21 protein-coding genes and 1 riboswitch are annotated in these 22,132 nt (G+C 70.4%); of the genes, 15 read left to right on the forward strand and 6 right to left on the reverse strand.

The genetic code is table 11. The features are described 5' to 3' along the window. Positions 1-188: 188 nt before the first annotated feature. The 5 genes from ABZ930_RS24485 to ABZ930_RS24505 all read left to right on the forward strand — a co-directional run bounded on the left by ABZ930_RS24485 (position 189) and on the right by ABZ930_RS24505 (position 4,211). A complete protein-coding gene (locus ABZ930_RS24485) occupies positions 189-692 on the forward strand; it encodes an ATP-binding protein (RefSeq protein WP_353944830.1) in 504 nt (167 codons plus the stop codon). Positions 693-988: 296 nt separating this feature from the next. Further along, entirely contained in the window at positions 989-1,783 is a 795-nt protein-coding gene (locus ABZ930_RS24490) for a polysaccharide deacetylase family protein (RefSeq protein WP_361551551.1), read from the forward strand. Then, a complete protein-coding gene (locus ABZ930_RS24495; protein WP_361551393.1) occupies positions 1,780-2,958 on the forward strand; it encodes a PQQ-binding-like beta-propeller repeat protein in 1,179 nt (392 codons plus the stop codon). Before ABZ930_RS24490 ends, ABZ930_RS24495 begins: the two co-directional genes overlap by 4 nt. Before the next feature lie 64 nt (positions 2,959-3,022). Continuing rightward, on the forward strand, positions 3,023-3,940 hold the full coding sequence (locus tag ABZ930_RS24500) for a MerR family transcriptional regulator (RefSeq protein ID WP_361551396.1): 918 nt from the start codon (positions 3,023-3,025) through the stop codon (positions 3,938-3,940). A 55-nt stretch (positions 3,941-3,995) separates the two neighbouring features. Next, positions 3,996-4,211 (forward strand): EF-hand domain-containing protein, encoded by a 216-nt coding sequence (locus ABZ930_RS24505; RefSeq protein ID WP_361551399.1) that lies wholly within the window; start codon positions 3,996-3,998, stop codon positions 4,209-4,211. Positions 4,212-4,231: 20 nt separating this feature from the next. On the opposite strand, the gene leuA is transcribed toward ABZ930_RS24505, so the two are convergent. Then, positions 4,232-5,935 (reverse strand): 2-isopropylmalate synthase, encoded by a 1,704-nt coding sequence (leuA, locus tag ABZ930_RS24510; protein ID WP_361551402.1) that lies wholly within the window; start codon positions 5,933-5,935, stop codon positions 4,232-4,234. 191 nt (positions 5,936-6,126) lie between these two features. Between leuA and ABZ930_RS24515 the strand changes: the two genes are divergently transcribed. Both ABZ930_RS24515 and ABZ930_RS24520 read left to right on the forward strand, forming a co-directional pair. Then, positions 6,127-6,816: an FCD domain-containing protein gene (locus tag ABZ930_RS24515; protein ID WP_361551554.1), complete on the forward strand. Its 690-nt coding sequence runs from the start codon at positions 6,127-6,129 to the stop codon at positions 6,814-6,816. Between the two features lie 40 nt (positions 6,817-6,856). Next, positions 6,857-7,546 (forward strand): NAD(P)-binding domain-containing protein, encoded by a 690-nt coding sequence (locus ABZ930_RS24520; protein ID WP_361551405.1) that lies wholly within the window; start codon positions 6,857-6,859, stop codon positions 7,544-7,546. 22 nt (positions 7,547-7,568) lie between these two features. Here ABZ930_RS24520 and ABZ930_RS24525 read toward each other — a convergent pair whose 3' ends face one another. Continuing rightward, positions 7,569-8,120, reverse strand: coding sequence for a glycoside hydrolase family 25 protein (locus ABZ930_RS24525; RefSeq protein ID WP_361551408.1), 552 nt, complete (start codon positions 8,118-8,120; stop codon positions 7,569-7,571). 225 nt (positions 8,121-8,345) lie between these two features. On the opposite strand from ABZ930_RS24525, the gene ABZ930_RS24530 reads away from it, so the two are divergent. Continuing rightward, positions 8,346-9,341 (forward strand): L,D-transpeptidase, encoded by a 996-nt coding sequence (locus tag ABZ930_RS24530; RefSeq protein WP_361551411.1) that lies wholly within the window; start codon positions 8,346-8,348, stop codon positions 9,339-9,341. A gap of 33 nt (positions 9,342-9,374) precedes the next feature. Here the strand turns inward: ABZ930_RS24530 and ABZ930_RS24535 are convergent, their stop codons facing one another. The 4 genes from ABZ930_RS24535 to gcvT form a co-directional block, all read right to left on the reverse strand. After that, on the reverse strand, positions 9,375-10,745 hold the full coding sequence (locus ABZ930_RS24535) for an L-serine ammonia-lyase (protein ID WP_361551414.1): 1,371 nt from the start codon (positions 10,743-10,745) through the stop codon (positions 9,375-9,377). A 150-nt stretch (positions 10,746-10,895) separates the two neighbouring features. Next, on the reverse strand, positions 10,896-12,167 hold the full coding sequence (gene glyA / locus ABZ930_RS24540) for a serine hydroxymethyltransferase (protein ID WP_361551417.1): 1,272 nt from the start codon (positions 12,165-12,167) through the stop codon (positions 10,896-10,898). Between the two features lie 8 nt (positions 12,168-12,175). Beyond that, entirely contained in the window at positions 12,176-12,553 is a 378-nt protein-coding gene (gene gcvH / locus ABZ930_RS24545; RefSeq protein WP_351459976.1) for a glycine cleavage system protein GcvH, read from the reverse strand. Between the two features lie 55 nt (positions 12,554-12,608). Further along, positions 12,609-13,736, reverse strand: coding sequence for a glycine cleavage system aminomethyltransferase GcvT (gcvT, locus tag ABZ930_RS24550; protein ID WP_361551421.1), 1,128 nt, complete (start codon positions 13,734-13,736; stop codon positions 12,609-12,611). A 138-nt stretch (positions 13,737-13,874) separates the two neighbouring features. Beyond that, positions 13,875-13,972: riboswitch (glycine riboswitch) on the reverse strand. A 104-nt stretch (positions 13,973-14,076) separates the two neighbouring features. Here gcvT and ABZ930_RS24555 point away from each other — a divergent pair. The 7 genes from ABZ930_RS24555 to ABZ930_RS24585 all read left to right on the forward strand — a co-directional run bounded on the left by ABZ930_RS24555 (position 14,077) and on the right by ABZ930_RS24585 (position 22,110). Next, the gene (locus ABZ930_RS24555) at positions 14,077-14,751 is read left to right on the forward strand and encodes an AAA family ATPase (protein WP_361551424.1); all 675 of its coding nucleotides are present in this window, start codon (positions 14,077-14,079) and stop codon (positions 14,749-14,751) included. A gap of 92 nt (positions 14,752-14,843) precedes the next feature. After that, on the forward strand, positions 14,844-15,677 hold the full coding sequence (locus tag ABZ930_RS24560) for an enhanced serine sensitivity protein SseB (protein WP_361551427.1): 834 nt from the start codon (positions 14,844-14,846) through the stop codon (positions 15,675-15,677). A 134-nt stretch (positions 15,678-15,811) separates the two neighbouring features. Continuing rightward, complete coding sequence (locus tag ABZ930_RS24565; RefSeq protein ID WP_361551430.1) at positions 15,812-16,612, forward strand: enhanced serine sensitivity protein SseB C-terminal domain-containing protein; 801 nt, start codon at positions 15,812-15,814, stop codon at positions 16,610-16,612. Positions 16,613-17,009: 397 nt separating this feature from the next. Continuing rightward, entirely contained in the window at positions 17,010-18,014 is a 1,005-nt protein-coding gene (locus ABZ930_RS24570; RefSeq protein WP_361551433.1) for an ABC transporter permease, read from the forward strand. A 107-nt stretch (positions 18,015-18,121) separates the two neighbouring features. Further along, a complete protein-coding gene (locus ABZ930_RS24575; protein ID WP_361551436.1) occupies positions 18,122-19,891 on the forward strand; it encodes an ABC transporter substrate-binding protein in 1,770 nt (589 codons plus the stop codon). A gap of 123 nt (positions 19,892-20,014) precedes the next feature. Then, complete coding sequence (locus tag ABZ930_RS24580; RefSeq protein ID WP_361551439.1) at positions 20,015-21,016, forward strand: ABC transporter permease; 1,002 nt, start codon at positions 20,015-20,017, stop codon at positions 21,014-21,016. After that, positions 21,013-22,110 carry an ABC transporter ATP-binding protein gene (locus ABZ930_RS24585; RefSeq protein WP_361551442.1) on the forward strand — a complete coding sequence of 366 codons (1,098 nt, stop codon included), beginning with the start codon at positions 21,013-21,015 and terminating at the stop codon, positions 22,108-22,110. The genes ABZ930_RS24580 and ABZ930_RS24585 overlap by 4 nt, the downstream gene beginning before the upstream one ends. The last annotated feature ends 22 nt before the right edge of the window (positions 22,111-22,132 follow it).

Here is a 22,132-nt window from a genome sequence, read left to right on the forward strand (position 1 = left end):
AGCGATCTGCGCCGGTGACGATCATCGACCGACTGTGCGCGATGCGTCGTCGCAGGTCAGGCGGGCTGTAGCGACCCTCTATCTGCCATTGGCATATGCCAAAAGAGGCTCCCGGAATGAGGCGTTCCGGGGGGCTTATTCAGCCGGAACGGTCCCACGGGCCCCGCTGTGCAGCCATCATGGTGGGCATGGCGGGGCTTGAGGGTGTCGAACAGCCGCGGAGGCACGGCGGTGCGACCGCGGCGCGCTGGTCTCCCGCGGTGGAGGACGAGCACGCGCTGCGGGCGCTGGAGCTGTTCGGCAATCCGACCGAGGCGGAGGTGCCGCTGCCGTCGCGCCCGGAATCGGCGGCGACCGCGCGGCGGCTCGCCCAGGTCGTCATCCTGCGGCACTGGGGACTCTCCCCGAAGATGACCGAGGACGCGGTCCTGCTCGTCTCCGAACTCGTCGGCAACGCGGTACGGCACACCGGAGCCCGCGTCTTCGGCCTGCGCATGCTGCGCCGCCGCGGCTGGATCAGGGTCGAGGTCCGCGATCCGTCCCGCGGGCTGCCCTGCCTCATGCCGGTCCACGAACTCGACGTGTCCGGGCGCGGCCTCTTCCTCGTCGACAAGATCTCCGACCGCTGGGGCGTGGATCTGCTGCCGCGCGGCAAGACGACCTGGTTCGAGATGCGGGTCGCCGACCGCTGACGCCGCCCCCGGAAGATGCACGAAAGCCCCCGTTCTCGCCGTCGTGCGGCGCCGCGGGGGCTTTCGTGTGGTGCGCCGCGGACATGGGGGGTGGGTTCCGCGGCGGCTGTGGACGACCTGGCCCGGGTCAATGGGGGTCGTAGCACCGATCATGGCAGACGGGGCCAGGAAGGGCCAAATGAATCATTGGTGACAAGGGTCATCAGCCTCGCAAATGAAGGAAATGTGCAGACGGTGTTCAGCAATCATTAAGGCCCTCGGGTCGGTAGGAGGCTTTCGCCCCTGATCGCCCTTAAATAAGGCGGGTGACTCAGGCAGAACCGATCCGACGCCGCTCGGCCCTGCGCGCGGGAGCCGGACTCACCGCCGCTCTCGCCGCCGGCTGCGCCCCCGCCGAGCAGACCGACACCGCGACCAGCGCGCCCGCCCCGAAGGCCCACCGCACGGGCCTCACCACCCGCGCCGCACCCGGCCCCCGCCGCTTCCCCGGGCAGCCCGCCCAGATCGCCCACGGCCCGCGCTCCGGCGACCGGGTCGCCCTCACCTTCCACGGGCAGGGGGATCCGGCCGTCGCCGAGGCGCTCCTGAAACAGGTGGAGCGGGCCCACGCCCACATCACCGTCCTCGCCGTCGGCACCTGGCTCGACCAGCACCCCGAGCTGGCCCGGCGCATCCTCGACGGCGGCCACGACCTCGGCAACCACACCATGCGCCACATCGGCATCAGCGAGCTGCCCGAAGCCGAGGCCCGCGCCGAGATCACCGGCTGCGCCGACCGCATCCGCCGGCTGACCGGCTCCATCGGCACCTGGTTCCGGCCCTCGCGGACCCGGACCGCGACCCCGCTCGTCGCCCGCCTCGCCCGCGGCGCCGGCTATCCGCACGTCCTCGGCTACGACGTCGACTCGCTCGACTACACCTCGCCGGGGCAGGAGGCCGTCGTCCAGAACGTCGTCTCGGCCGTCCGGCCCGGCTCGATCGTCAGCCTCCACTTCGGCTACGCGGACACGGTCAAGGCCCTGCCGTCCCTCCTCGACCATCTCGACCGGCGCGGCCTGTCCGCGGTGACCTGTACGGAGCTGCTCTCGTGAACCCCACCCGCCGTACCGGCCTGCTGCTGACCGCGGCCGTCCTCACCGCGCTCACCGGCTGCGGCACCGAGTCCTCCGCCGGACACGCCGCCCAGGACGCGATCAAGCCCGCCAAGCCGGCCGCGCCGCAGCGGCAGGCCGTCCACGGGCTGCCCGGGATGCCGCCCGTCCTCGACACCAAGGACGTCTACGCCGCCGACCGCCCGAACAAGCTGTCGCCCGTGGTCAAGGACTTCCCCTCCCGGGTCTACGTGCCCAACACCGAGTCCGACACGGTCACCGTCATCGACCCCAGGACGTTCGAGGTCACCGAGACGATCAAGGTCGGCCGGCAGCCCCAGCACGTCGTCCCCTCCTGGGACATGAAGACGCTCTGGGTCAACAACGACAAGGGCAACACCCTCACCCCGATCGACCCGCGCACCGGGAAGGCCGGCGCCCCGGTCGACGTCCACGACCCGTACAACCTCTACTTCACCCCCGACGGCAAGCACGCCGTCGTCATGGCCTCGCTCGACCGCGAACTGGTCTTCCGCGACCCGCACACCATGAAGATCCAGCACACCGAGCCGGTCTCCTGCTACGGCGTCAACCACGCCGACTTCTCCGCCGACGGCCGGTACTTCATCGTCAGCTGCGAGTTCAGCGGCGAGCTGCTGAAGGTCGACACCGCGAAGATGAAGGTCGTCGCGCACCAGAAGCTGCCGTTCGACGGGGCGATGCCGCAGGACGTGAAGATCTCCCCGGACGGCAAGCGGTTCTACATCGCCGACATGATGGCCAACGGCATGTGGGTGCTCGACGGCGACACCTTCACCACCCCGAAGCTGCTGCCCACCGGCAAGGGCACCCACGGCCTCTACGTCAGCCGCGACTCCAGGGAGATGTACGTCTCCAACCGCGGCGAGGGCACGATCTCCGTCTTTGACTTCCCGCAGAACAAGCTGACCAAGAAGTGGAAGCTCCCGCAGGGCGGCAGCCCCGACATGGGAGGCGTCTCGGCGGACGGCAACACCCTCTGGCTGTCCGGCCGCTACGACGCCGAGGTCTACGCCATCGACACCCGCACCGGCGTCCAGGTCGCCCGCATCCCGGTCGGCAACGGCCCGCACGGCCTCGCCGTCTATCCGCAGCCCGGCCGCTACTCCCTGGGCCACACCGGAATCTTCCGGTGAGCAGTGCCCCTCCGGAACACGGACGCTTGAGTCTCCACCCGCTGGAGGGCACAGACTTCCCGGCATGACCGACGAACGACCCCGGTTGCTCACGATCGGACAGCTGGCCCGCCGCACCGGCCTCACGGTGCGCACCATCCGCTACTGGTCCGACGAGGGTGTGCTGCACCCCGTCGCCCGCAGCGACGGCGGCTACCGGCTCTACGACGCCGAGTCCCTGGCCCGGCTCGAACTGATCCGCACCCTGCGCGAGCTGGGCCTCGGCCTGGACGACGTACGCACCGTCCTGGCCGGGGAGCGGGACATCGCCTCGGTGGCCGCCGCCCACGTGGTGGCCCTCGACGCGCAGATCCGGGTGCTGCGGCTCAACCGCGCGGTGCTGTCGACGGTCGCCCAGCGGAATTCGAGCGCCGAGGAGATGGCCCTGATGAACAGACTGGCACGGCAGTCCACCGCCGAACGCAAGCGGATCATGGACGAGTTCGCCGAGGAGATGCTGCACGGCCTGGACACCGTCGACCCCGCGATTCAGGAGCGGGTGCGCGGGATGAGCGAAGGACTGCCGGACGACCCGACACCCGAACAGGTCGACGCCTGGGTGGAGCTGGTCGAGCTGTACCAGGACCCGGACTTCAAGGCGAGGATGCGCCGGGCCTACGCGTACAACGCGGCCGACCGCTCCCGCGAGGACGTCGCGGGCGCGTCCATGGAGTTCCTGGGCAGGCTGATCGGCGCGGCCGGTGCCGCCGTGCGCGACGGTGTCGCGCCGGACAGCCCCGAGGCGGACGCGGTCCTGCGTGAACTGCTCGGCGAGGACGCCCACCGCCCGACGGTCCTGGACCGGCTGACGGCCTCGATGGACGACAAGGTCAACCGGTCCCGCGAACTCCTCTGTGTCGTCAAGGGCGGTCAGGCACCCTCCGCGTACCGCCCGGAGTTCGCGTGGGTGGTCGCCGCACTGCGCGCCCACCCGGCCGGTTAATCTGACCTCCGTCAATACGGCAGTACGAGCAGTACGTAAACGAGGGGTGGTCCCGGTGGCGAGCATCGAGGAAGCACGCAAGGCGTTCGACCGGTTCGACGCGGACGGCGACGGCTTCATCACGGCGGCCGAGTACAAGAGCGCCATGGCGCAGATGGGCGACTTCAACGTCACCGAGGCGGTGGCCGAGGTGCTCATCGCCCGGCAGGACGCCAACGGCGACAAGGTGCTCTCCTTCGACGAGTTCTGGGCCAACCTGAACAAGGCCTGAGCACCGGGACGGGGACCGGCTCAACCCCGGATCACAGCGGCCCGGTTCACCGCGGACAGCACCGCCCCCACGGAGGCGGCGAGCACCGAGGTGTGCCGGGCCGCGCCCCATGCGCCCGCCCGCCCCACCCGGCAGCGCGCGTACGCGACGGCCTCGCCGCCCGAGCCCCCGCTGAGCCCGTGCTGGGCGAACGACTCGATCTCGACGTCCACACCGGCGGCGCGCAGCGCGTCACCGAAGGCCGCCAGCGGACCGTTGCCCTTCCCCTCCAGCTCCTGCCGCTCGCCGTCGACCTCGACGGTGCAGGCGAAGTGATGCACCTCGGCGCCGTCCTGCCGGGTGGTCCAGCCGACCAGCCGGACCGGCCCGGCGACGTCCAGATAGCCGTCCCGGAACAGCGCGTACAGCTCGTCCGGGCCCGCCTCGCGCCCGCTCGCGTCGGTCGCCTCCTGGACCGCCCGCGCGAACTCGGGCCGCATCTCCCGCGGCAGGTCGATGCCGTGGCGCTCCCGCAGCAGATACGCCATCCCGCCCTTGCCCGACTGGGAGTTGACCCGGATCACGGCCTCGTACGACCGCCCGAGATCGGCCGGGTCGACGGGCAGGTACGGCACCTCCCACGGCCCGTCCGGCTGGGCGGCCCGGTGCGCGAAACCCTTGCTGATCGCGTCCTGGTGGGTGCCGGAGAAGGCGGTGTGGACGAGGTCGCCCGCGTACGGGTGGCGGGGGTGCACGGGCAGCTGGTTGCAGTGCTCGACCGTCTCGCGCACCGCGTCGATGTCGGAGAGGTCCAGCTTCGGATCGACGCCCTGGGTGTACAGGTTCAGGGCCAGCGTCACCAGGTCGACGTTGCCGGTGCGCTCGCCGTTGCCGAACAGACAGCCCTCGACCCGCTGCGCGCCCGCGAGGAGCGCCAGTTCGGCGCAGGCGACGCCGGTGCCGCGGTCGTTGTGCGGGTGCACGGAGAGGATCACGGAGTCACGCCGGTCCAGGTGCCGGTGCATGTACTCGATCTGATCCGCGTAGACGTCCGGCGTCGCGATCTCGACCGTCGTCGGCAGATTGTGGGTGACCGGCCGGTCGGGGCTCGCGTCCCACAGCGCGGTCAGCTCGTTGCAGAGCTCCAGCGCGAAGTCGGGCTCGGTCAGGTTGAAGGTCTCCGGCGCGAACTGGAAGCGGATGTGCGCGCCCCCGCGGGCGTCCGCCAGCCGGGCCATGTGCGTGCCGGCCTCCTTCACCATGGCCAGGATCTCCGCGCGCGTCCGGCCCAGCACCACGTCCCGCCAGACCGGCGACGTCGCGATGTACAGGTGGACGACCGCGCGCGGCAGGCCCTCGACGGCGGCGAAGGTGCGCTCGATCAGGTCCGCCTTCGCGGGGGTGAAGACGACCGGCGTCACGTCGTCCGGGACCAGGCCGCCCGTGACGAGGTGACGGACGAAGTCGAAGTCCGTCTGGCTGGCGGACGGATAGCCGACCTCGATCTCCTTGAACCCCGTGCGCACCAGCAGCTCGAAGAAGCGCTGCTTGCGCGCGCTGTCCATCGGCTCGGCCAGCGCCTGGTTGCCGTCGCGCAGGTCGACCGGTACCCAGAGCGGGGCCTCGGTGATCCGGCGCCCCGGCCAGCTCCGCTCCCGCACCGGCGCGAGGGCGACGCGCTCGTGGTGGGGGCGGTAGCGGTGGAACGGCATGGGGGAGGGGGTCTGTGGATTCCAGCGGTACATCGGTTGTCCTTCGCGGTCGACGGGTGACGACCGGCAGCACGGCACCCCGCGGCGGGGTGCCGGTCGCGTCAGGCCCCGCCGCGGCTGCCGAGAAGAAGGAGTCCGCGCATCATGAACACAGTCGGTAGACTAGCCACACCTCAGCTCCTCAGACAAGTACTCCTCAGACAAGTTGGTGCCCCGTGCCGTCCGTGCCGTCCGTGGGGCCGCTCCGCCCCAGCCCCCTCGTCGAACAGGCCGCCGAGCGGCTGCGCGCCCGGATCGCCGACGGCACCTGGCCCGTCGGCACCCGGCTCCCCGGCGAGACCACCCTCGCCAAGGATCTCGGCGTCGGCCGCTCCACGGTCCGCGAGGCCCTGCGCGCGCTCGCCGGGGCCGGGATGGTGCGGCCGCGGCAGGGCGCCGGCGTCTTCGTGACGGCGGCCCGCCCGGCGGAGGACTTCCCGGCACGGCTGCGCAGGGCCGCCGTCGCCGACGTGTACGAGGTGCGCACGCTCCTGGAGGTCCAGGCGGCGCGGCTCGCGGCCGAGCGGCGCACCGACGCCGACATCACCGCGATGCGGGCCGCCCTCGACGCCCGGCGGGCGGCCGCCGACGGCCCCGGCGACGCCTTCATCGACGCCGACATCGCGCTGCACGCCACGGTCGTCGCCGCCGCCCACAACCCCGTACTGACCGACCTGTTCGCCGAGTTCGCACCGGCCCTGCGCGAGGCCCTGATCGACCTGCTCGCACTCGTCGACGTCCCCCGCGCCGAGCGCGACCACGGCGACGCGGCGCACACGGACCTGGTGGCGGCGGTCGTGGCGGGCGACGCGGAGGCGGCGGGCCGGGTGGCGCGGGCCGAGCTGTCGGCCGTTCAGGGGAAGCTCGGATCCTGAGGAATAGCCGGTCCGCTCCCCGGGTTCGCACTCGATGCACATGCATGCATCTCCGGAAGGGCGAGACATGAAGATCGGCATCATCGGCGCGGGCAACATCGGCGGCAACCTCACCCGCCGCCTCACCGCCGTCGGCCACGACGTCCACGTCGCGAACTCGCGCGGCCCGCACACCCTCACCGGCCTCGCCGAGGAGACCGGCGCCACCCCCGCCACCATCGAGGACGCGGTCCGCGACGCCCGGGTCGTCGTGGTCACCATCCCGCTGAAGGCGGTCCCGAACCTGCCCCAGGGCCTGCTGGAGACGGCGGCGCCCGACGTCACCGTCATCGACACCGGCAACTACTACCCGCAGCAGCGCGACGGGAAGATCACCGGGATCGAGGACGAGGGCCTGACCGAGAGCCGCTGGACGGAGCGCCAGATCGGCCACGAGGTCGTCAAGGCGTTCAACGGCACCTACGCGGCCGACATCGTCGACAAGGCCCGCCCCGCCGGCGACCCGGCCCGCGTCGCCCTGCCGATCGCCGGCGACGACAAGGCGGCGAAGGAAACCGTGACGGCCCTCCTGGACGAGATCGGCTTCGACACCGTCGACGCGGGCGGCCAGGACGACTCCTGGCGCCAGCAGCCCGGCACCCCGGTCTACGGCCTCGCCGCCGACGCCGCGGCCGTCCGCAAGGCACTCGACGCGGCGTCCCCGGAGCGCACCGCGGAGTGGCGCGCCTGACGACGCGCGTCCGCAACTCCCGTCAGGGCGTGGCCCAGTCGCGCAGCGTGCTCTCGCTCGTGAACACGGCCACGTTCTTGTCGTGGGGGCTCGACGTGTACTGGTGGATCGTCCACTTCGCCTTGATGCGCGGCTTCCCCGCCGTCACGTAGTCGGCGATCCACAGCCCGTCACCGGCGTACGACGTGGTGTCGTGGTTCAACCAAAAATCGCGGTTGCAATAGAGCATGACCCGATTGTCCGGCCGCAGCCGCTTCACCTCGCGGATGAAGTGGTCCTTGTCCGCGTTGCTCGCGCGGCTGCCGTCGCCGGTCGTCTCCCAGTCGACCGCCAGCAGGTCGCCGGCCTTCTCGGGGGCCTTGGACACGAAGTACGCGGCCTGGGCGGCGATGTTCCCCGGCCACAGGAAGTGGTAGAAGCCCACGACGCACTCGCCGTCCCGGGCCAGCTTCGTCTGGTGGGTCAGGCGCGGATTGACGTAACTGCGCCCCTCCGTGGCCTTGATGAAGACGAACGACTGGCCGTCCGTGTCGAAGGTGGACTGGTACGAGCTGACGTCGATGCCGTGGAGCATGCGCGGGCCTCCTGGTCGGTGGGGTCGACGAGGTTGAACTGTCATGGTCCCCGCATGCTCCCCGATCCGAACCTGCCTGCGGGCGGCTTTACGGGGAAGGGTCCGCCTGTGTGACCGCGCGCAATCTTGGAACACGCTTTACACGGCCACATGCAACTGAGCCCACCCGAACAAGGGTCTGACAGAAGGCCGGGCCCCGGATTCAGAGGGCACGGATCGAGGAAAGTGGGGCAGCTCGTGGGACGGCGCAAGGGCGGCGGAATAGGGATCGCACTCGTGACGGCGGCGGTGCTCGTGGGCGCGAGCGCCTGCGGCGGAAGCGGCAGCGACAAGGCGGACGGGGACAACGGGAAGCCGTCGGCGAAGGCGAGCGCTTCGCCGTCCCCGACGAAGCCCAAGGGCCCGCCGATGCTGCTGGAGACGATCATGCCGCAGGGCGGCGCCACGGTCGGCGTGGCCATGCCCGTCTCGGTGGTGTTCACCAACCCGGTCGCCGAGAAGGCCCGGGCCTCGGTCGAGAAGCACATGAAGATCAGCGCCTCGCAGCCGGTCGAGGGCGCCTGGCACTGGTTCGGCGACAAGCGCGCCGACTGGCGCCCGAAGGAGTACTGGCCCTCCGGTACGAAGGTGAAGGTCGTCGCCGACATGGAGGGCGTCTCCAACGGCAACGGGCGCTACGGCACGCACAGCTACACCCACACCTTCAAGGTCGGCGACGACGTCCGCGCCGACGTCTCGGTCAGCGGCCACACCATGAAGGTCACGAAGAACGGGTCGGCGGTGCGCACCCTGTCCATCAACGCGGGCAGCGCCGAGTACCCGACCTGGAACGGCACGATGGCCGTCATCGACAAGCAGGAGAAGGTCCACATGACCTCCTGCAGCGTCGGCATCAGTTGCGACAAGGGCAGCCCCAACTACTACGACCTGACGCTGCCCTGGGACGTACACCTGACGCAGTCGGGTACGTACGTGCACTACTCGACCGGAGACCCCAACCCGGGCAGCGGCAGCGCCCGCGGCTCGCACGGGTGCGTGCATCTGTCGATGTCCGACGCCAAGTGGTTCTACGGCCAGGTCAAGCAGGGCGACCCGGTGACGATCACCGGCTCGCCGCGCGCCAAGGCCCCGGCCGACAACGGTTACGCGGCCTTCAACCTGAGCTGGGACCAGTGGCTCCAGGGCAGCGGCTCCGGTGAGGGGACGACGGCCACCCTGTGACCGCCGTCCCGGACATGAGCGCCGGTACGCCCCTCAGCACTCGATGATGTTGACGGCGAGGCCGCCCCTCGCCGTCTCCTTGTACTTCACCGACATGTCCGCACCGGTGTCCCGCATGGTCTTGATGACCTTGTCCAGGGACACCTTGTGCGAGCCGTCGCCGCGCATCGCCATCTTGGCCGCGGTGACCGCCTTCACGGCCGCCATGCCGTTGCGCTCGATGCACGGGATCTGGACCAGGCCGCCGACCGGGTCGCAGGTCAGGCCGAGGTTGTGCTCCATGCCGATCTCCGCCGCGTTCTCCACCTGCTCCGGGGAGCCGCCGAGCACCTCGGCGAGGGCGCCCGCCGCCATCGAGCAGGCCGAGCCGACCTCGCCCTGGCAGCCGACCTCGGCGCCGGAGATCGAGGCGTTCTCCTTGAAGAGCATGCCGATGGCGCCGGCGGACAGCAGGAAGCGGACCACGCCCTCCTCGTCGGCGCCGGGCACGAAGTTGACGTAGTAGTGCAGGACCGCCGGGATGATGCCCGCCGCGCCGTTCGTCGGAGCGGTCACCACGCGGCCGCCCGCCGCGTTCTCCTCGTTCACCGCCATCGCGTACAGGGTGATCCACTCCATGGCGTGGGCCAGCGGATCGCCCTCGGCGCGCAGCTTGCGGGCCGAACTCGCGGCCCGGCGGCGGACCTTGAGGCCGCCCGGCAGGATGCCCTCGCGGGCCATGCCGCGGGAGGTGCACGCCTGCATGACCCGCCAGATCTCCAGCAGGCCCGCGCGGATCTCGTCCTCGGTGCGCCAGGCCTTCTCGTTCTCCAGCATCAGCGCCGGGATGGACAGGCCGGTCTCGTGGGTGAGGCGGAGCAGCTCGTCGCCGGTGCGGAAGGGGTGCTTCAGGACCGTGTCGTCCGGGACGATCGGGTTGTCGCCCGCCACGGCGTCCTCGTCGACCACGAATCCGCCGCCGACCGAGTAGTACGTCTTGGTGAGCAGCTCGCCGCCCTCGGCGTCGAACGCCCACAGGCTCATGCCGTTCGCGTGGTACGGCAGGGCCTTGCGGCGGTGCAGGATCAGGTCCTCGTCGAAGTCGAAGCCGATCTCGTGCACGCCGAGGACGTTGATCCGGCCGGAGGTCTTGATCTCCTCGACGCGCTGGTCGGCGTGCTCGACGTCGACGGTGCGCGGGGAGTCGCCCTCCAGGCCGAGCAGCACCGCCTTCGGGGTGCCGTGCCCGTGGCCGGTCGCGCCGAGGGAGCCGTACAGCTCGGCGCGTATCGAGGCGGTGTGGGCCAGCAGGCCCTCGTTCTTGAGGCGGCGCGCGAACATCCGGGCGGCGCGCATCGGGCCGACCGTGTGGGAGCTGGACGGGCCGATGCCGATCGAGAACAGGTCGAAGACCGAGATGGCCACGGTGGGACTCCAATGGTGGTGGCGGACGACGCTGTCCGCCGGTGTTCGGAACAGACGGGTGGGACGGGGGACGTGACACGGGGCACCCTGCTCACTGTCCAGTGTGCGGGGTGCCCCGAAAATTCGTACGCCGCAAAGCGTACGGAATGGCTACAGGCCGGGGTACAGAGGGTGCTTCTCCGCGAGTGCGGTCACCCGGGCCTTCAGCGCAGCGGCGTCGTAGGACGGCTTGAGCGTCTCGGCGATGACGTCGGCGACCTCGCGGAAGTCGTCGGCGCCGAAGCCGCGGGTGGCCAGAGCCGGCGTGCCGATGCGCAGGCCGGAGGTGACCATCGGCGGGCGCGGGTCGTTCGGGACCGCGTTGCGGTTGACCGTGATGCCGACCTCGTGGAGCCGGTCCTCGGCCTGCTGACCGTCGAGCTCGGAGTCGCGCAGGTCGACGAGGACCAGGTGCACGTCGGTGCCGCCGGAGGCCACGTTCACGCCGTGGGCGCGGGCGTCCTCCGAGGTCAGGCGCTCGGCGAGGATCTGCGCGCCCTCGATCGTGCGCTGCTGGCGCTCCTTGAAGCCCTCCGAGGCGGCGACCTTGAAGGAGACGGCCTTGGCCGCGATCACGTGCTCCAGGGGGCCGCCCTGGAAGCCCGGGAAGACCGCGGAGTTCAGCTTCTTCGCGAAGTCCTTGTTGCGGGCGAGGATGATGCCGCCGCGCGGGCCGCCGAGCGTCTTGTGCGTCGTGGAGGTGACGACGTCCGCGTACGGCACCGGGTTCGGGTGCAGCCCCGCGGCCACCAGGCCCGCGAAGTGCGCCATGTCGACCCACAGGGTCGCCTCGACCTCGTCGGCGATGCGGCGGAACTCGGCGAAGTCCAGCTGGCGGGGGTAGGCCGACCAGCCCGCGATGATGACCTTCGGGCGGTGCTCCTTGGCCAGGCGCTCGACCTCGGCCATGTCGACCAGGCCGGCCTCGTCCACGTGGTACGCGACCACGTTGAACTGCTTGCCGGAGAAGTTCAGGCGCATGCCGTGCGTGAGGTGGCCGCCGTGCGCCAGGTCCAGGCCGAGGATCGTGTCGCCGGGCTGGGCGATGGCGAACAGGGCGGCCTGGTTCGCGGAGGCGCCCGAGTGCGGCTGCACGTTGGCGTACTCGGCGCCGAACAGCTCCTTCACCCGGTCGATGGCGATCTGCTCGGTGACGTCGACGTGCTCGCAGCCGCCGTAGTAGCGGCGGCCGGGGTAGCCCTCCGCGTACTTGTTGGTGAGGACCGACCCCTGCGCCTCCATGACGGCGACCGGGGCGAAGTTCTCCGACGCGATCATCTCGAGCGTCGACTGCTGGCGGCGCAGCTCGGCGTCGACGGCCGCGGCCACGTCCGGGTCGAGCTCGTGCAGGGATTCGTTCAGTACGGACTTCTGCTCAGTCATGAGGGGGGTCAGCTCCCGGAGAACTCGGTGTACTCGTCGGCGGTGAGCAGGTCGGCGGGCTCCTCGGAGAGGCGGACCTTGAACAGCCAGCCGCCCTCGAAGGGGGCCGAGTTCACGAGCGCCGGGTCGTCCACGACGTCCTGGTTGATCTCGGTGACCTCGCCCGTCACGGGGGAGTACAGGTCGGACACGGACTTGGTCGACTCCAGCTCGCCGCAGGTCTCGCCCGCGGTGGCGGTGTCGCCGACCTCGGGGAGCTGGACGAAGACGATGTCACCGAGCGCGTTGGCCGCGTGCTCCGTGATACCGACCGTGGCGACGCCGTCCTCGGTGGCCGACAGCCACTCGTGTTCCTTGCTGTAGCGCAGCTGCTGGGGGTTGCTCATGAGGCGAATTCTCCTGTACGGGGGAGGGTGCTGATGACGGCGGGGCTGGTGAGGGTCACTTCTGGCGCTTGTAGAACGGCAGAGCCACGACCTCGTACGGCTCGTGCGTACCGCGGATGTCGACGCCGACACCCGTCGTGCCCGGCGTGGCGTGCGAGGGGTCGACGTACGCGATGGCGATCGGCTTGCCGAGCGTCGGGGACGGGGCGCCGGAGGTGATCTCGCCGATCACCCGGCCGTCGGCGACGACGGACATGCCGGCGCGCGGGACGCGGCGGCCCTCGGCGATCAGGCCGACCAGCTTGCGGGGCGGGGCGGTCTCGGCGCGCTCGGCGGCGGCCGCCAGGGCGTCGTGGCCGACGAAGTCATCGCCGTGGGACGTCTTCTCGAACTTGACGACGCGGCCGAGACCGGCGTCGAACGGGGTCAGCTCCGTGGTCAGCTCGTGCCCGTACAGCGGCATGCCCGCCTCCAGGCGCAGCGTGTCCCGGCAGGACAGGCCGCACGGCACGAGGCCGTACTCGGCGCCCGCGTCGGTCAGCGCCCGCCACAGCTTCTCGGCGTCGGCCGGGGCGACGAACAGCTCGAAGCCGTCCTCGCCGGTGTAGCCGGTGCGGGCGATGAGCGCCTCGACGCCCGCGACGGTGCCGGGCAGGCCCGCGTAGTACTTGAGCCCGTCCAGGTCGGCGTCGGTGACGGACTTCACGATGGCGGGGGAGTTCGGGCCCTGCACGGCGATCAGCGCGTACGCGTCCCGGTCGTCGCGCACCTCGGCGTCGAACCCGGCGGCGCGCTCGGTCAGCGCGTCGAGCACGATCTGGGCGTTGCCCGCGTTGGCGACGACCATGTACGTGGTCTCCGCGAGGCGGTAGACGATCAGGTCGTCGAGGATGCCGCCGTCGGCGCGGCAGATCATCGTGTAGCGGGCGCGGCCGACGCCGACGGAGCCGATGTTGCCGACGAGCGCGAAGTTGAGCAGGTCCACGGCCTGGGCGCCGGTGACGGTGATCTCGCCCATGTGGGACAGGTCGAAGAGTCCGGCCTGCGTCCGTACGGCGTTGTGCTCGTCGCGCTCACTGCCGTAGCGCAGGGGCATGTCCCAGCCGGCGAAATCGGTCATCGTGGCGCCGAGCGACCGGTGCAGGGCGTCGAGCGCGGTCAGGCGGGAAGGCGTAGGGCTCATTGCTGGTGCTCCAGGGCATGACGGCGAGGGCGAAGTGTCCTCCCCATCTGTCATCGGAACCTGAGAGGTTCGCCCCGGGGGGCTTGCACCTTGGGTGGGGCCGCCGTACGAGACGGTCGGCCCGCTTTTCAGATGTGCCTCGCCCGCGCGGTTCGGGGCCTGAGAGATTCAAGGGAGGGACTTGCTCCTTCGGCGCCCAGGTCACTGTGTGCCTGGAACTCTCCCGCGCGGATTCAAGCGGCCTGTATGCAGTTGGCGCGCACATCATTGCATGTCCGGGGAACGGGGAAACAGATCGGAGGGCATTACCTACTCTTTACACTTGGTGGGGAGAAGTGGCGTGACCGGAACGGGGAGGACGATCACGGTGCACAAGGAGTTGGCGGGGGCGTACGCGACCACGGCGCCGGCGGTGGCGGGGGTGCGCGTTCCCCGGCAGCGCTCGGTGCGGGACCTGCGGGGGCGCGGCGGCCGCACCCCGCGCCGGATCGGCTTCGCGGCGGGTGACCTGGTGGTGCTGTCGGGGCTGCCGGGCAGCGGGAAGTCCACGCTGATGCGGCGCGTGGTCACCGTGGTGCGGATCGACTCCCAGGACGCCCGGGAGCGCTGGGCCGCCCGGATGCCGCGCTGGGTGCCGTACGCGCTCTACCGGCCGCTGGTCCGCGTCGCGCACTACGCGGGCCTGCGCCGCGCCATGCGCACCGGCGCCAGCGTCGTCGTGCACGACTGCGGCACCCAGGCCTGGGTGCGCCGCTGGGTGACGCGGACGGCCGGGCGGCGTGGCGCGGCCGTCCATCTGATCCTGCTCGACGTGACGCCCGACCTGGCCCTGGAGGGGCAGCGCGATCGCGGCCGCGGCGTCTCGCGGTACGCGTTCGCCCGGCACCGCAGGGCGGTCACCGCGCTCGTCACGTCGACGGAGTCCGGGGACCTGCCGGCCGGCATCGAGTCGGCGGTGCTCCTCGACCGCGCCGCGTCCGACGCACTCGGCGGAATCACGTTCCTGGAGCCCTGAGACCGAGGGGGAGTCCCCTCGGCGGTACCGCCGAACGGGTTATCGTCGGCCCGGACCGTATGGCAGGGGCAGAGCAGAGGTTGAAGGCAGCTATGGAGACGCCGGGCATCCCGGAGCAGGGGCACGAGCACTACGCGCAGGGCGAGGGCGATGCGCACGCCCACCCGCAGCCGCAGCACAGCTGGCCCGCGAACGAGGTGGAGGAGGTCCTCTCCGCGGCGCTCGGCCGCCCCGAGGCCGGCGGCCGCATCGTCGAGGTGCTCGGCCGCGGCCATCTGTGGATCCCGCTGCCCAAGGGCGGCGGCCCGGCCAGCCGGGACCTCGATCTGCCCACCCTGGAGATCGAGGGCCAGGCCTACGTGCCCGTCTTCAGCTCCGAGCACGAGTTCATGCGGGTCACCGGCGGCCGGATGGACTGCACGGTGGCCCCGGCGGTGGAGTTCGCCCGCGGGCTGCCGCCGCAGGTCGGCCTCGCCGTGAACCCGGACGGCACCATCGGCGTCCCGCTCCCGCCCCCGGCCGTCGCCGAGCTGGCCCGCGGCGGGCGCACCCCGCTGGACGGACCGGCGACCGGCGGGCGGGTCGTGCTGTCCGAGCCGGACTGGCAGGACGACCCGGTCGACCTCCTGACCGCGGTGCGCGAGGAGTTCGACGCGACCGGCGCCGTCCGCACGGCGCGCCGCTGTCTCGCGGTCGTCGAGGACGGCGCCCCGTCGCTGTTCATCGGCGTGGAACTGACGGAGCACGACGGCTCGGCGGCACCGGCGGGTCCGGCGCGGGACGTCGCGCTGGACGCGCTCGGCCGTGCGCTGGGCCGGATGCCGGTCGCCTGGCCGGTGAATCTCGTCTTCCTCGACGTCACCCAGGACCCGGTCGCCGACTGGCTGCGGACGCGTGTTCGTCCGTTCTACGCACGAGAGGTGTGACACCGTCCGTCAAGTCGGTGTCAGTAACGCCGCTTAAGCTGGTTTCATGACCTGACCGGGCGGTGTCACGCCCCCGGTGCGGGGCAATCGGGCGAAACGCAGACTGGCAGCAGTTCACGAAGGGGCGGTTACGGGTGAGTGCGTCGGGCACGGCCGCGGCCGGACAGGTCGAGCAGATGCTGCGCCAGGTGACTCCCGGGCGCTACGACGCGTACGAGGCGCTGCTCAAGGCGCTCGCCGACCCCGCGGCGGGCCAGGTCTGGATGCTGCTCTGGCACGGCCAGGCGGGCTCCCCCGACGCCCAGTACGGGAACATGGAGGTCGACGGCTTCGGGTACGCCCCCTGCGTCACCTCCGCCCAGGAGCTCTCCGCCTCCGGCTGGTCGCGCGCGTACGAGGTGGTCGGCGGCGTCGACGCGGCCCGCACGCTCTTCCCGGACCACTACGGCCTCTGGCTCAACCCGCACGCGCCGGGCGGCGGCGTCGGCATCCCCTGGCTGGACCTGCGCCGGATCGCGGGCGGCCTCGACCGGCAGCCGGCCGGTCCGCTGCGGCTGTCCGAGCCGACGATCGACCTCCCGCAGTTCTACGCGGTCCTCGCGCAGAACGCGCACCGGACGACCGCCGTGCGCGCGCTGCGCCGCGCCTGGGTGCAGCCCGCGCTCGGCGCGCCGTACCTCGCCATCGGCCTCGACGTGTACGACACGTCGCCCGCGTCGGTGGACTCCGTGCGCGCGATGATGCAGCAGTCCATCTCGGCGGTGCCGGACGGCCTGCCGGTGTCCACGGTCGCGATGTCCGACGAGTACGACCCGGTGGCGATGTGGCTGCGGGCGAACGCCCGGCCGTTCTACGACCGCGAGGCGCATGCCGCTCCGGCCGGGCAGGCCGGTGGGGGATACGGTTATCCGCCGCCGTACGGTGCGTCGTTCTGACCGCTTTGTCCTCAAACGCCGGACGGGCTGGATCATCCGCCTGAACCTCAAGTCCTCCTCAACTCCGCGTGCGCGGCGGTCATTTCGGGAAGGGACGGGTTGGGGGAGACAAGCGCCCTCCTGGGGCCAATGTCCGACTCGCGGCCTCTTCGGCCCCAACTGCCCACTGTCCGCACGCCGTTGACCGCCGTCCGGATAACGGAACGCCCCAGACAGCATCACGTTTAGGCATCCTTTCCCCGTCAAGTCTGGCAACAGATCGCACACAGGTTGAAGACTCCCGCTCCAAGGGGTTCGACCTCGTGTACGAGCCCTCTGAGAACGACGGACTGAACCACGCCGCCACCAGCGGCAAGTGCGGGCCGGTCACCGCCGGTTGAGAGGGGTCCCTGCCACGATGACGGCACCATTGCACGACACGACTGCGGAGGCGGAGCCGGTCGCGTCGGTCGACGCTGCCGCGAGCCAGTCAGGCGGCAAGGTCGAAGGACGGTCGCTGAAGCAGATCGCCTGGAACCGCCTCAAGCGGGACAAGGTCGCCCTGGCCGGTGGCATCGTTGTCGTCCTCCTGATCCTGGTCGCGGTCTTCGCCCCGCTCATCGTCGGTCTGCTGGGCCATCCGCCCAACGACTTCCACCAGGACAAGCTGGACCCGCTGACCAACCTGCCCACCGGTTCGCTGGGCGGCGTCAGCGGCGACTACCTGTTCGGCGTCGAGCCCAACAAGGGCCGCGACATCTTCAGCCGCGTCGTCTACGGCGCCCGGATCTCGCTGCTCGTCGCGTTCCTCGCGGCGATCGTCGCCGTCGTGCTCGGCACGATCTTCGGCGTCGTCGCGGGCTACTTCGGCGGCTGGGTCGACTCGGTCATCAGCCGGGTCATGGACGTGCTGCTCGCCTTCCCGCAGCTGCTCTTCATCATCTCGCTGGTCTCCGTGCTCCCCGACGACCTGCTCGGGCTGACCGGCACCGGCGTCCGCGTCGCCATCCTCGTCCTGGTCATCGGCTTCTTCGGCTGGCCCTACGTCGGCCGCATCGTCCGCGGCCAGACCCTCTCACTGCGCGAGCGCGAGTACGTGGAGGCGGCCCGCTCGCTGGGCGGCGGCAGCCGGCACATCCTGCTGCGCGAACTGCTGCCCAACCTGGTGGCCCCGATCGTCGTCTACATGACGCTGATGATCCCCACCAACATCCTCACCGAGGCCGCCCTCAGCTTCCTCGGCGCGGGTGTGCGCCCGCCGACCGCCTCCTGGGGCGGCATGCTCCGCGACGCGCTCGCGACGTACGAGCACGACCCGATGTTCATGGTCTTCCCCGGTGTCACGATCTTCGTCACCGTCCTCGCGTTCAACCTCTTCGGGGACGGGCTGCGTGACGCACTCGACCCCAAGGGCACCCGCTAGGTCCCCAACAGCCCTCTTTCCACTGGCCCCTGTCGCTTCGTCAGGCGGCGCACCCGACTGGTTCCTCGGCGACTTGCCCGGACCGCGATCTCGGAGGATACGAGAAAATGCCCACAGGTATTCCCAAGCGACGGCTCGCCGCGTGCGCGGCCCTCGTCGTCGGGGCGCTGGCGGCCACCACGGCGTGCGGCGGCGGTGACGGCGACAGCAAGGACGGCGCCAAGGCGCCCGGCTTCAACGCCGCGCTGGACAAGGTCGTCAACGCGTCCACCAAGAAGGGCGGGACGCTGAAGTTCGTCGGCAAGCAGGACTTCGACTCCCTGGACCCGCAGCGCACGTACTACGGCATGACCTGGGACTTCATGCGGTACTACACCCGCACCCTGGTCACCTACGACACCAAGCCGGGCAACGGCTCCAACAAGCTGGTCGGCGACCTCGCCACCGCGCCCGCCACCGTCTCGGACGACGGCAAGACCTACACGTACAAGCTGCGTGACGGCCTGAGCTGGGAGGACGGCTCCAAGCTGACCTCCAAGGACATCAAGTACGGCATCGAGCGCATCTGGGCCACCGACGTCATCGTCGGCGGTCCCGGCTACCTGCGCTCCACCCTCGACCCCAAGGGCGAGTACAAGGGCCCGTACAAGGACAAGTCGAAGGACAAGCTGGGCCTGAAGGCGATCGAGACGCCGGACGACCAGACGATCGTCTTCCACCTGCCCAAGGCCAACGGTGACTTCGAGCAGATGCTCGCCATGCCGACCGGCGCTCCGGTGCCGCAGGCGAAGGACACCAAGGAGAAGTACACCCAGAAGCCGGTGTCCTCGGGCCCGTACAAGATCCAGAGCTACAACACGGGCAAGAGCCTGACGCTGGTGCGCAACACGGCCTGGAAGAAGGCGTCCGACCCGCTCCGCCCGGCCCTGCCGGACAAGATCACGGTCACGATCTCCGCCAACCTGGAGGAGAACGACAAGCGCCTGATGGCCGGCGACTACGACGTCGACGTCAACGGCACCGGCATGACCCAGTCCGGCCGCGTCTCGGCGATCCAGGACCACCGCGCCAACGTCGACAACGTCCAGACGTCCTTCGTGCGCTACGTGGCCCTGGTCACCGCCACCAAGCCGCTGGACAACGTCGAGTGCCGCAAGGCCGTCTTCTACGGCACCGACTTCGCCAGCATCCAGCAGTCGCGCGGCGGCAAGGTGGCCGGTGGCGAGATCGCCAACTCCACCTTCCCGAAGTCCATCCCGGGCTACAGCGACTACGACCCGTACGGCATCGTCGAGCGCAAGGGCAAGCCGGACGTCGCCAAGGCCAAGGACGCGCTGAAGAAGTGCGGCAAGCCGGCCGGTTTCTCCACCAAGATCTCCGCCCGCAGCAACAACCCGGGTGAGGTCGACGCGGCCGAGGCGCTCCAGGCGTCGCTCGCGAAGGTCGGCATCAAGCTGACGATCGACTCGATCGACGGCGCCCAGGCCTCCTCGATCACCGGCTCGCCGAAGGTCGTCAAGTCCCGTGGCTACGGCATGACGATGAGCGGCTGGGGCCCCGACTTCAACTCCGGCCAGGGATACGCGCAGCCGCTGTTCGACAGCCGCTTCATCTTCCCGACCGGCAACTACAACGAGTCGCAGATCAAGGACAAGAAGGTCGACAAGTTCTTCGACGACGCGATCGGCACCACCGACCTGAACAAGGCCAAGCAGCTCTACACCGACCTGGACCACGAGATCCTGGACCAGGCGTACTGGATGCCGTTCATCTACGAGAAGAACATCTCGTGGCGCAGCAGCCGTCTGACCAACGTGTACTCGTCCGCGGCCTACAGCGGTCGCTACGACTACGTGATGCTCGGCGTCGGCAAGTAGTCGTAGTCCTTCCGGTCGTTGAGCTGATCCCGCTCATGCCGTCGAAACCCGCCAGTCCGAAGGGCAGGTGATGGCCTCGGCGGCGGGGACCCCGAACGGGTCCCCGCCGCCGGGCCGCGCACAGTGCTTGCTTATCTCATCCGGCGCCTGTTCGCCGTCGTCATCATGGTGCTGATCGTGTTGTTCGCGACCTTCACCATCTTCTTCATGCTGCCCAAATGGGCGGGCCAGGACGTCGCCGTCCTCTTCGCCGGCAAGGCCACCAGCCCGGAGGCGCTGGACGGCATCCGCATCAAGCTGGGCCTCAACGACCCGCTGCTCGTGCAGTTCTGGGACTTCGTCCGGGGCATCCCGCTCGGCCGTGACTACACCAACGGCGGCGACATCACCCACTGCCCCGCCCCCTGCTTCGGGTACTCCTTCCGCACCGAGGCACCCGTGTGGGACACCCTCAAGGCGGACGCGCCCATCACCGGCGCCCTGGCGCTCGGCGCCTGCGTCCTGTGGCTGCTCGGCGGTGTCGCCACCGGCGTCACCTCCGCCCTCAAGCGCGGCACCTTCTGGGACCGCGCCGCGATGACCACCGCCCTCGGCGGCGTCTCGCTCCCCGTCTTCTTCACCGGCATGGTCGCGATGGGCATCTTCGTCCACACCCTGGGCTGGGTGCACATCGCCGACTCGCTGTCCACGGACGACTCCATCGGTACGTGGCTGCAGACGCTGATCCTGCCGTGGATCGTGCTCGCCTTCCTCAACGCCGCGATGTACGCGAGACTCACCCGCGCCACCATGCTGGAGATCCTCGGCGAGGACTACATCCGCACCGCGCGCGCCAAGGGGCTCGGCGAGTCCGCCGTCATCACCCGGCACGCGCTGCGCTCGGCGATGACCCCGATCCTCACCGTCTTCGGACTCGACCTCGGTGTGCTGCTCGGCGGCGCCGTGCTCACCGAGTCCACGTTCAACCTGCCGGGTCTCGGTCTCGAAGCGGTCCAGGCCATCAGCAACAAGGACCTGCCTCTGATCCTCGGCGTGACGCTGTTCGCGGCCCTCGCGATCGCCGTCGCCAACCTCGTCGTGGACCTTCTGTACGCCGTCATCGACCCGCGAGTGAGGCTGGGATGACCGACCTGCACAAGACCGGAGCGGCGGTCGGCGAACCCGTCACCGCCTCCGGTGCCCCCAGCGCCTTCCTGGAGGTCCGCGACCTCAAGGTGCACTTCCCGACCGACGACGGTCTGGTCAAGTCCGTCGACGGCCTCTCCTTCACCCTGGAGAAGGGGCGCACGCTCGGCATCGTCGGCGAGTCCGGATCGGGGAAGTCCGTCACGTCGCTCGGCATCATGGGCCTGCACACCGCGGGCCAGTACGGCCGGCGCAAGGCGCAGATCAGCGGTGAGATCTGGCTGGACGGCACCGAGCTGCTCTCCGGCGACCAGGACGCCGTCCGCCGGCTGCGCGGCCGCGACATGGCGATGATCTTCCAGGACCCGCTCTCCGCGCTGCACCCGTACTACACGATCGGCAAGCAGATCGTGGAGGCGTACCGGGTCCACCACGACGTCGACAAGAAGACCGCCCGCAAGCGGGCGATCGAGATGCTCGACCGGGTCGGCATCCCGCAGCCCGACAAGCGGGTCGACGCCTACCCGCACGAGTTCTCCGGCGGTATGCGCCAGCGCGCGATGATCGCGATGGCGCTGGTCAACAACCCCGAACTGCTGATCGCCGACGAGCCGACCACGGCCCTCGACGTGACCGTGCAGGCGCAGATCCTGGACCTGATCCGCGATCTGCAGAAGGAGTTCGGCTCCGCGGTCATCATGATCACGCACGACCTCGGGGTCGTCGCGGAGATGGCCGACGAACTGCTCGTCATGTACGGCGGCCGGTGCGTGGAGCGCGGCAGTGCCACCGAGGTCTTCACCGAGCCCCAGCACCCGTACACCTGGGGCCTGCTGGGCTCGATGCCGCGCATCGACCGGGAGCAGACCGAGCGGCTCACGCCGGTCAAGGGGTCCCCGCCCAGCCTGATCAACCTGCCGAGCGGCTGCGCCTTCAACCCGCGCTGCCCGTACGCGGACGTCCCCAAGGACAACATCACCCGCACCGAGCGCCCCGAACTGCGCGAGGTCGGCTCCGGTCACTTCTCCGCCTGCCACATGTCGGCCGGGGAGCGGGAGCGGATCTGGACCGAAGAGATTGCGCCGAAGCTGTGACGGACGCCAAAGGACCCGAGAC

This window comes from Streptomyces sp. NPDC046716, assembly GCF_040645755.1.
In the GTDB taxonomy this organism is placed as follows: Bacteria; Actinomycetota; Actinomycetes; order Streptomycetales; family Streptomycetaceae; genus Streptomyces.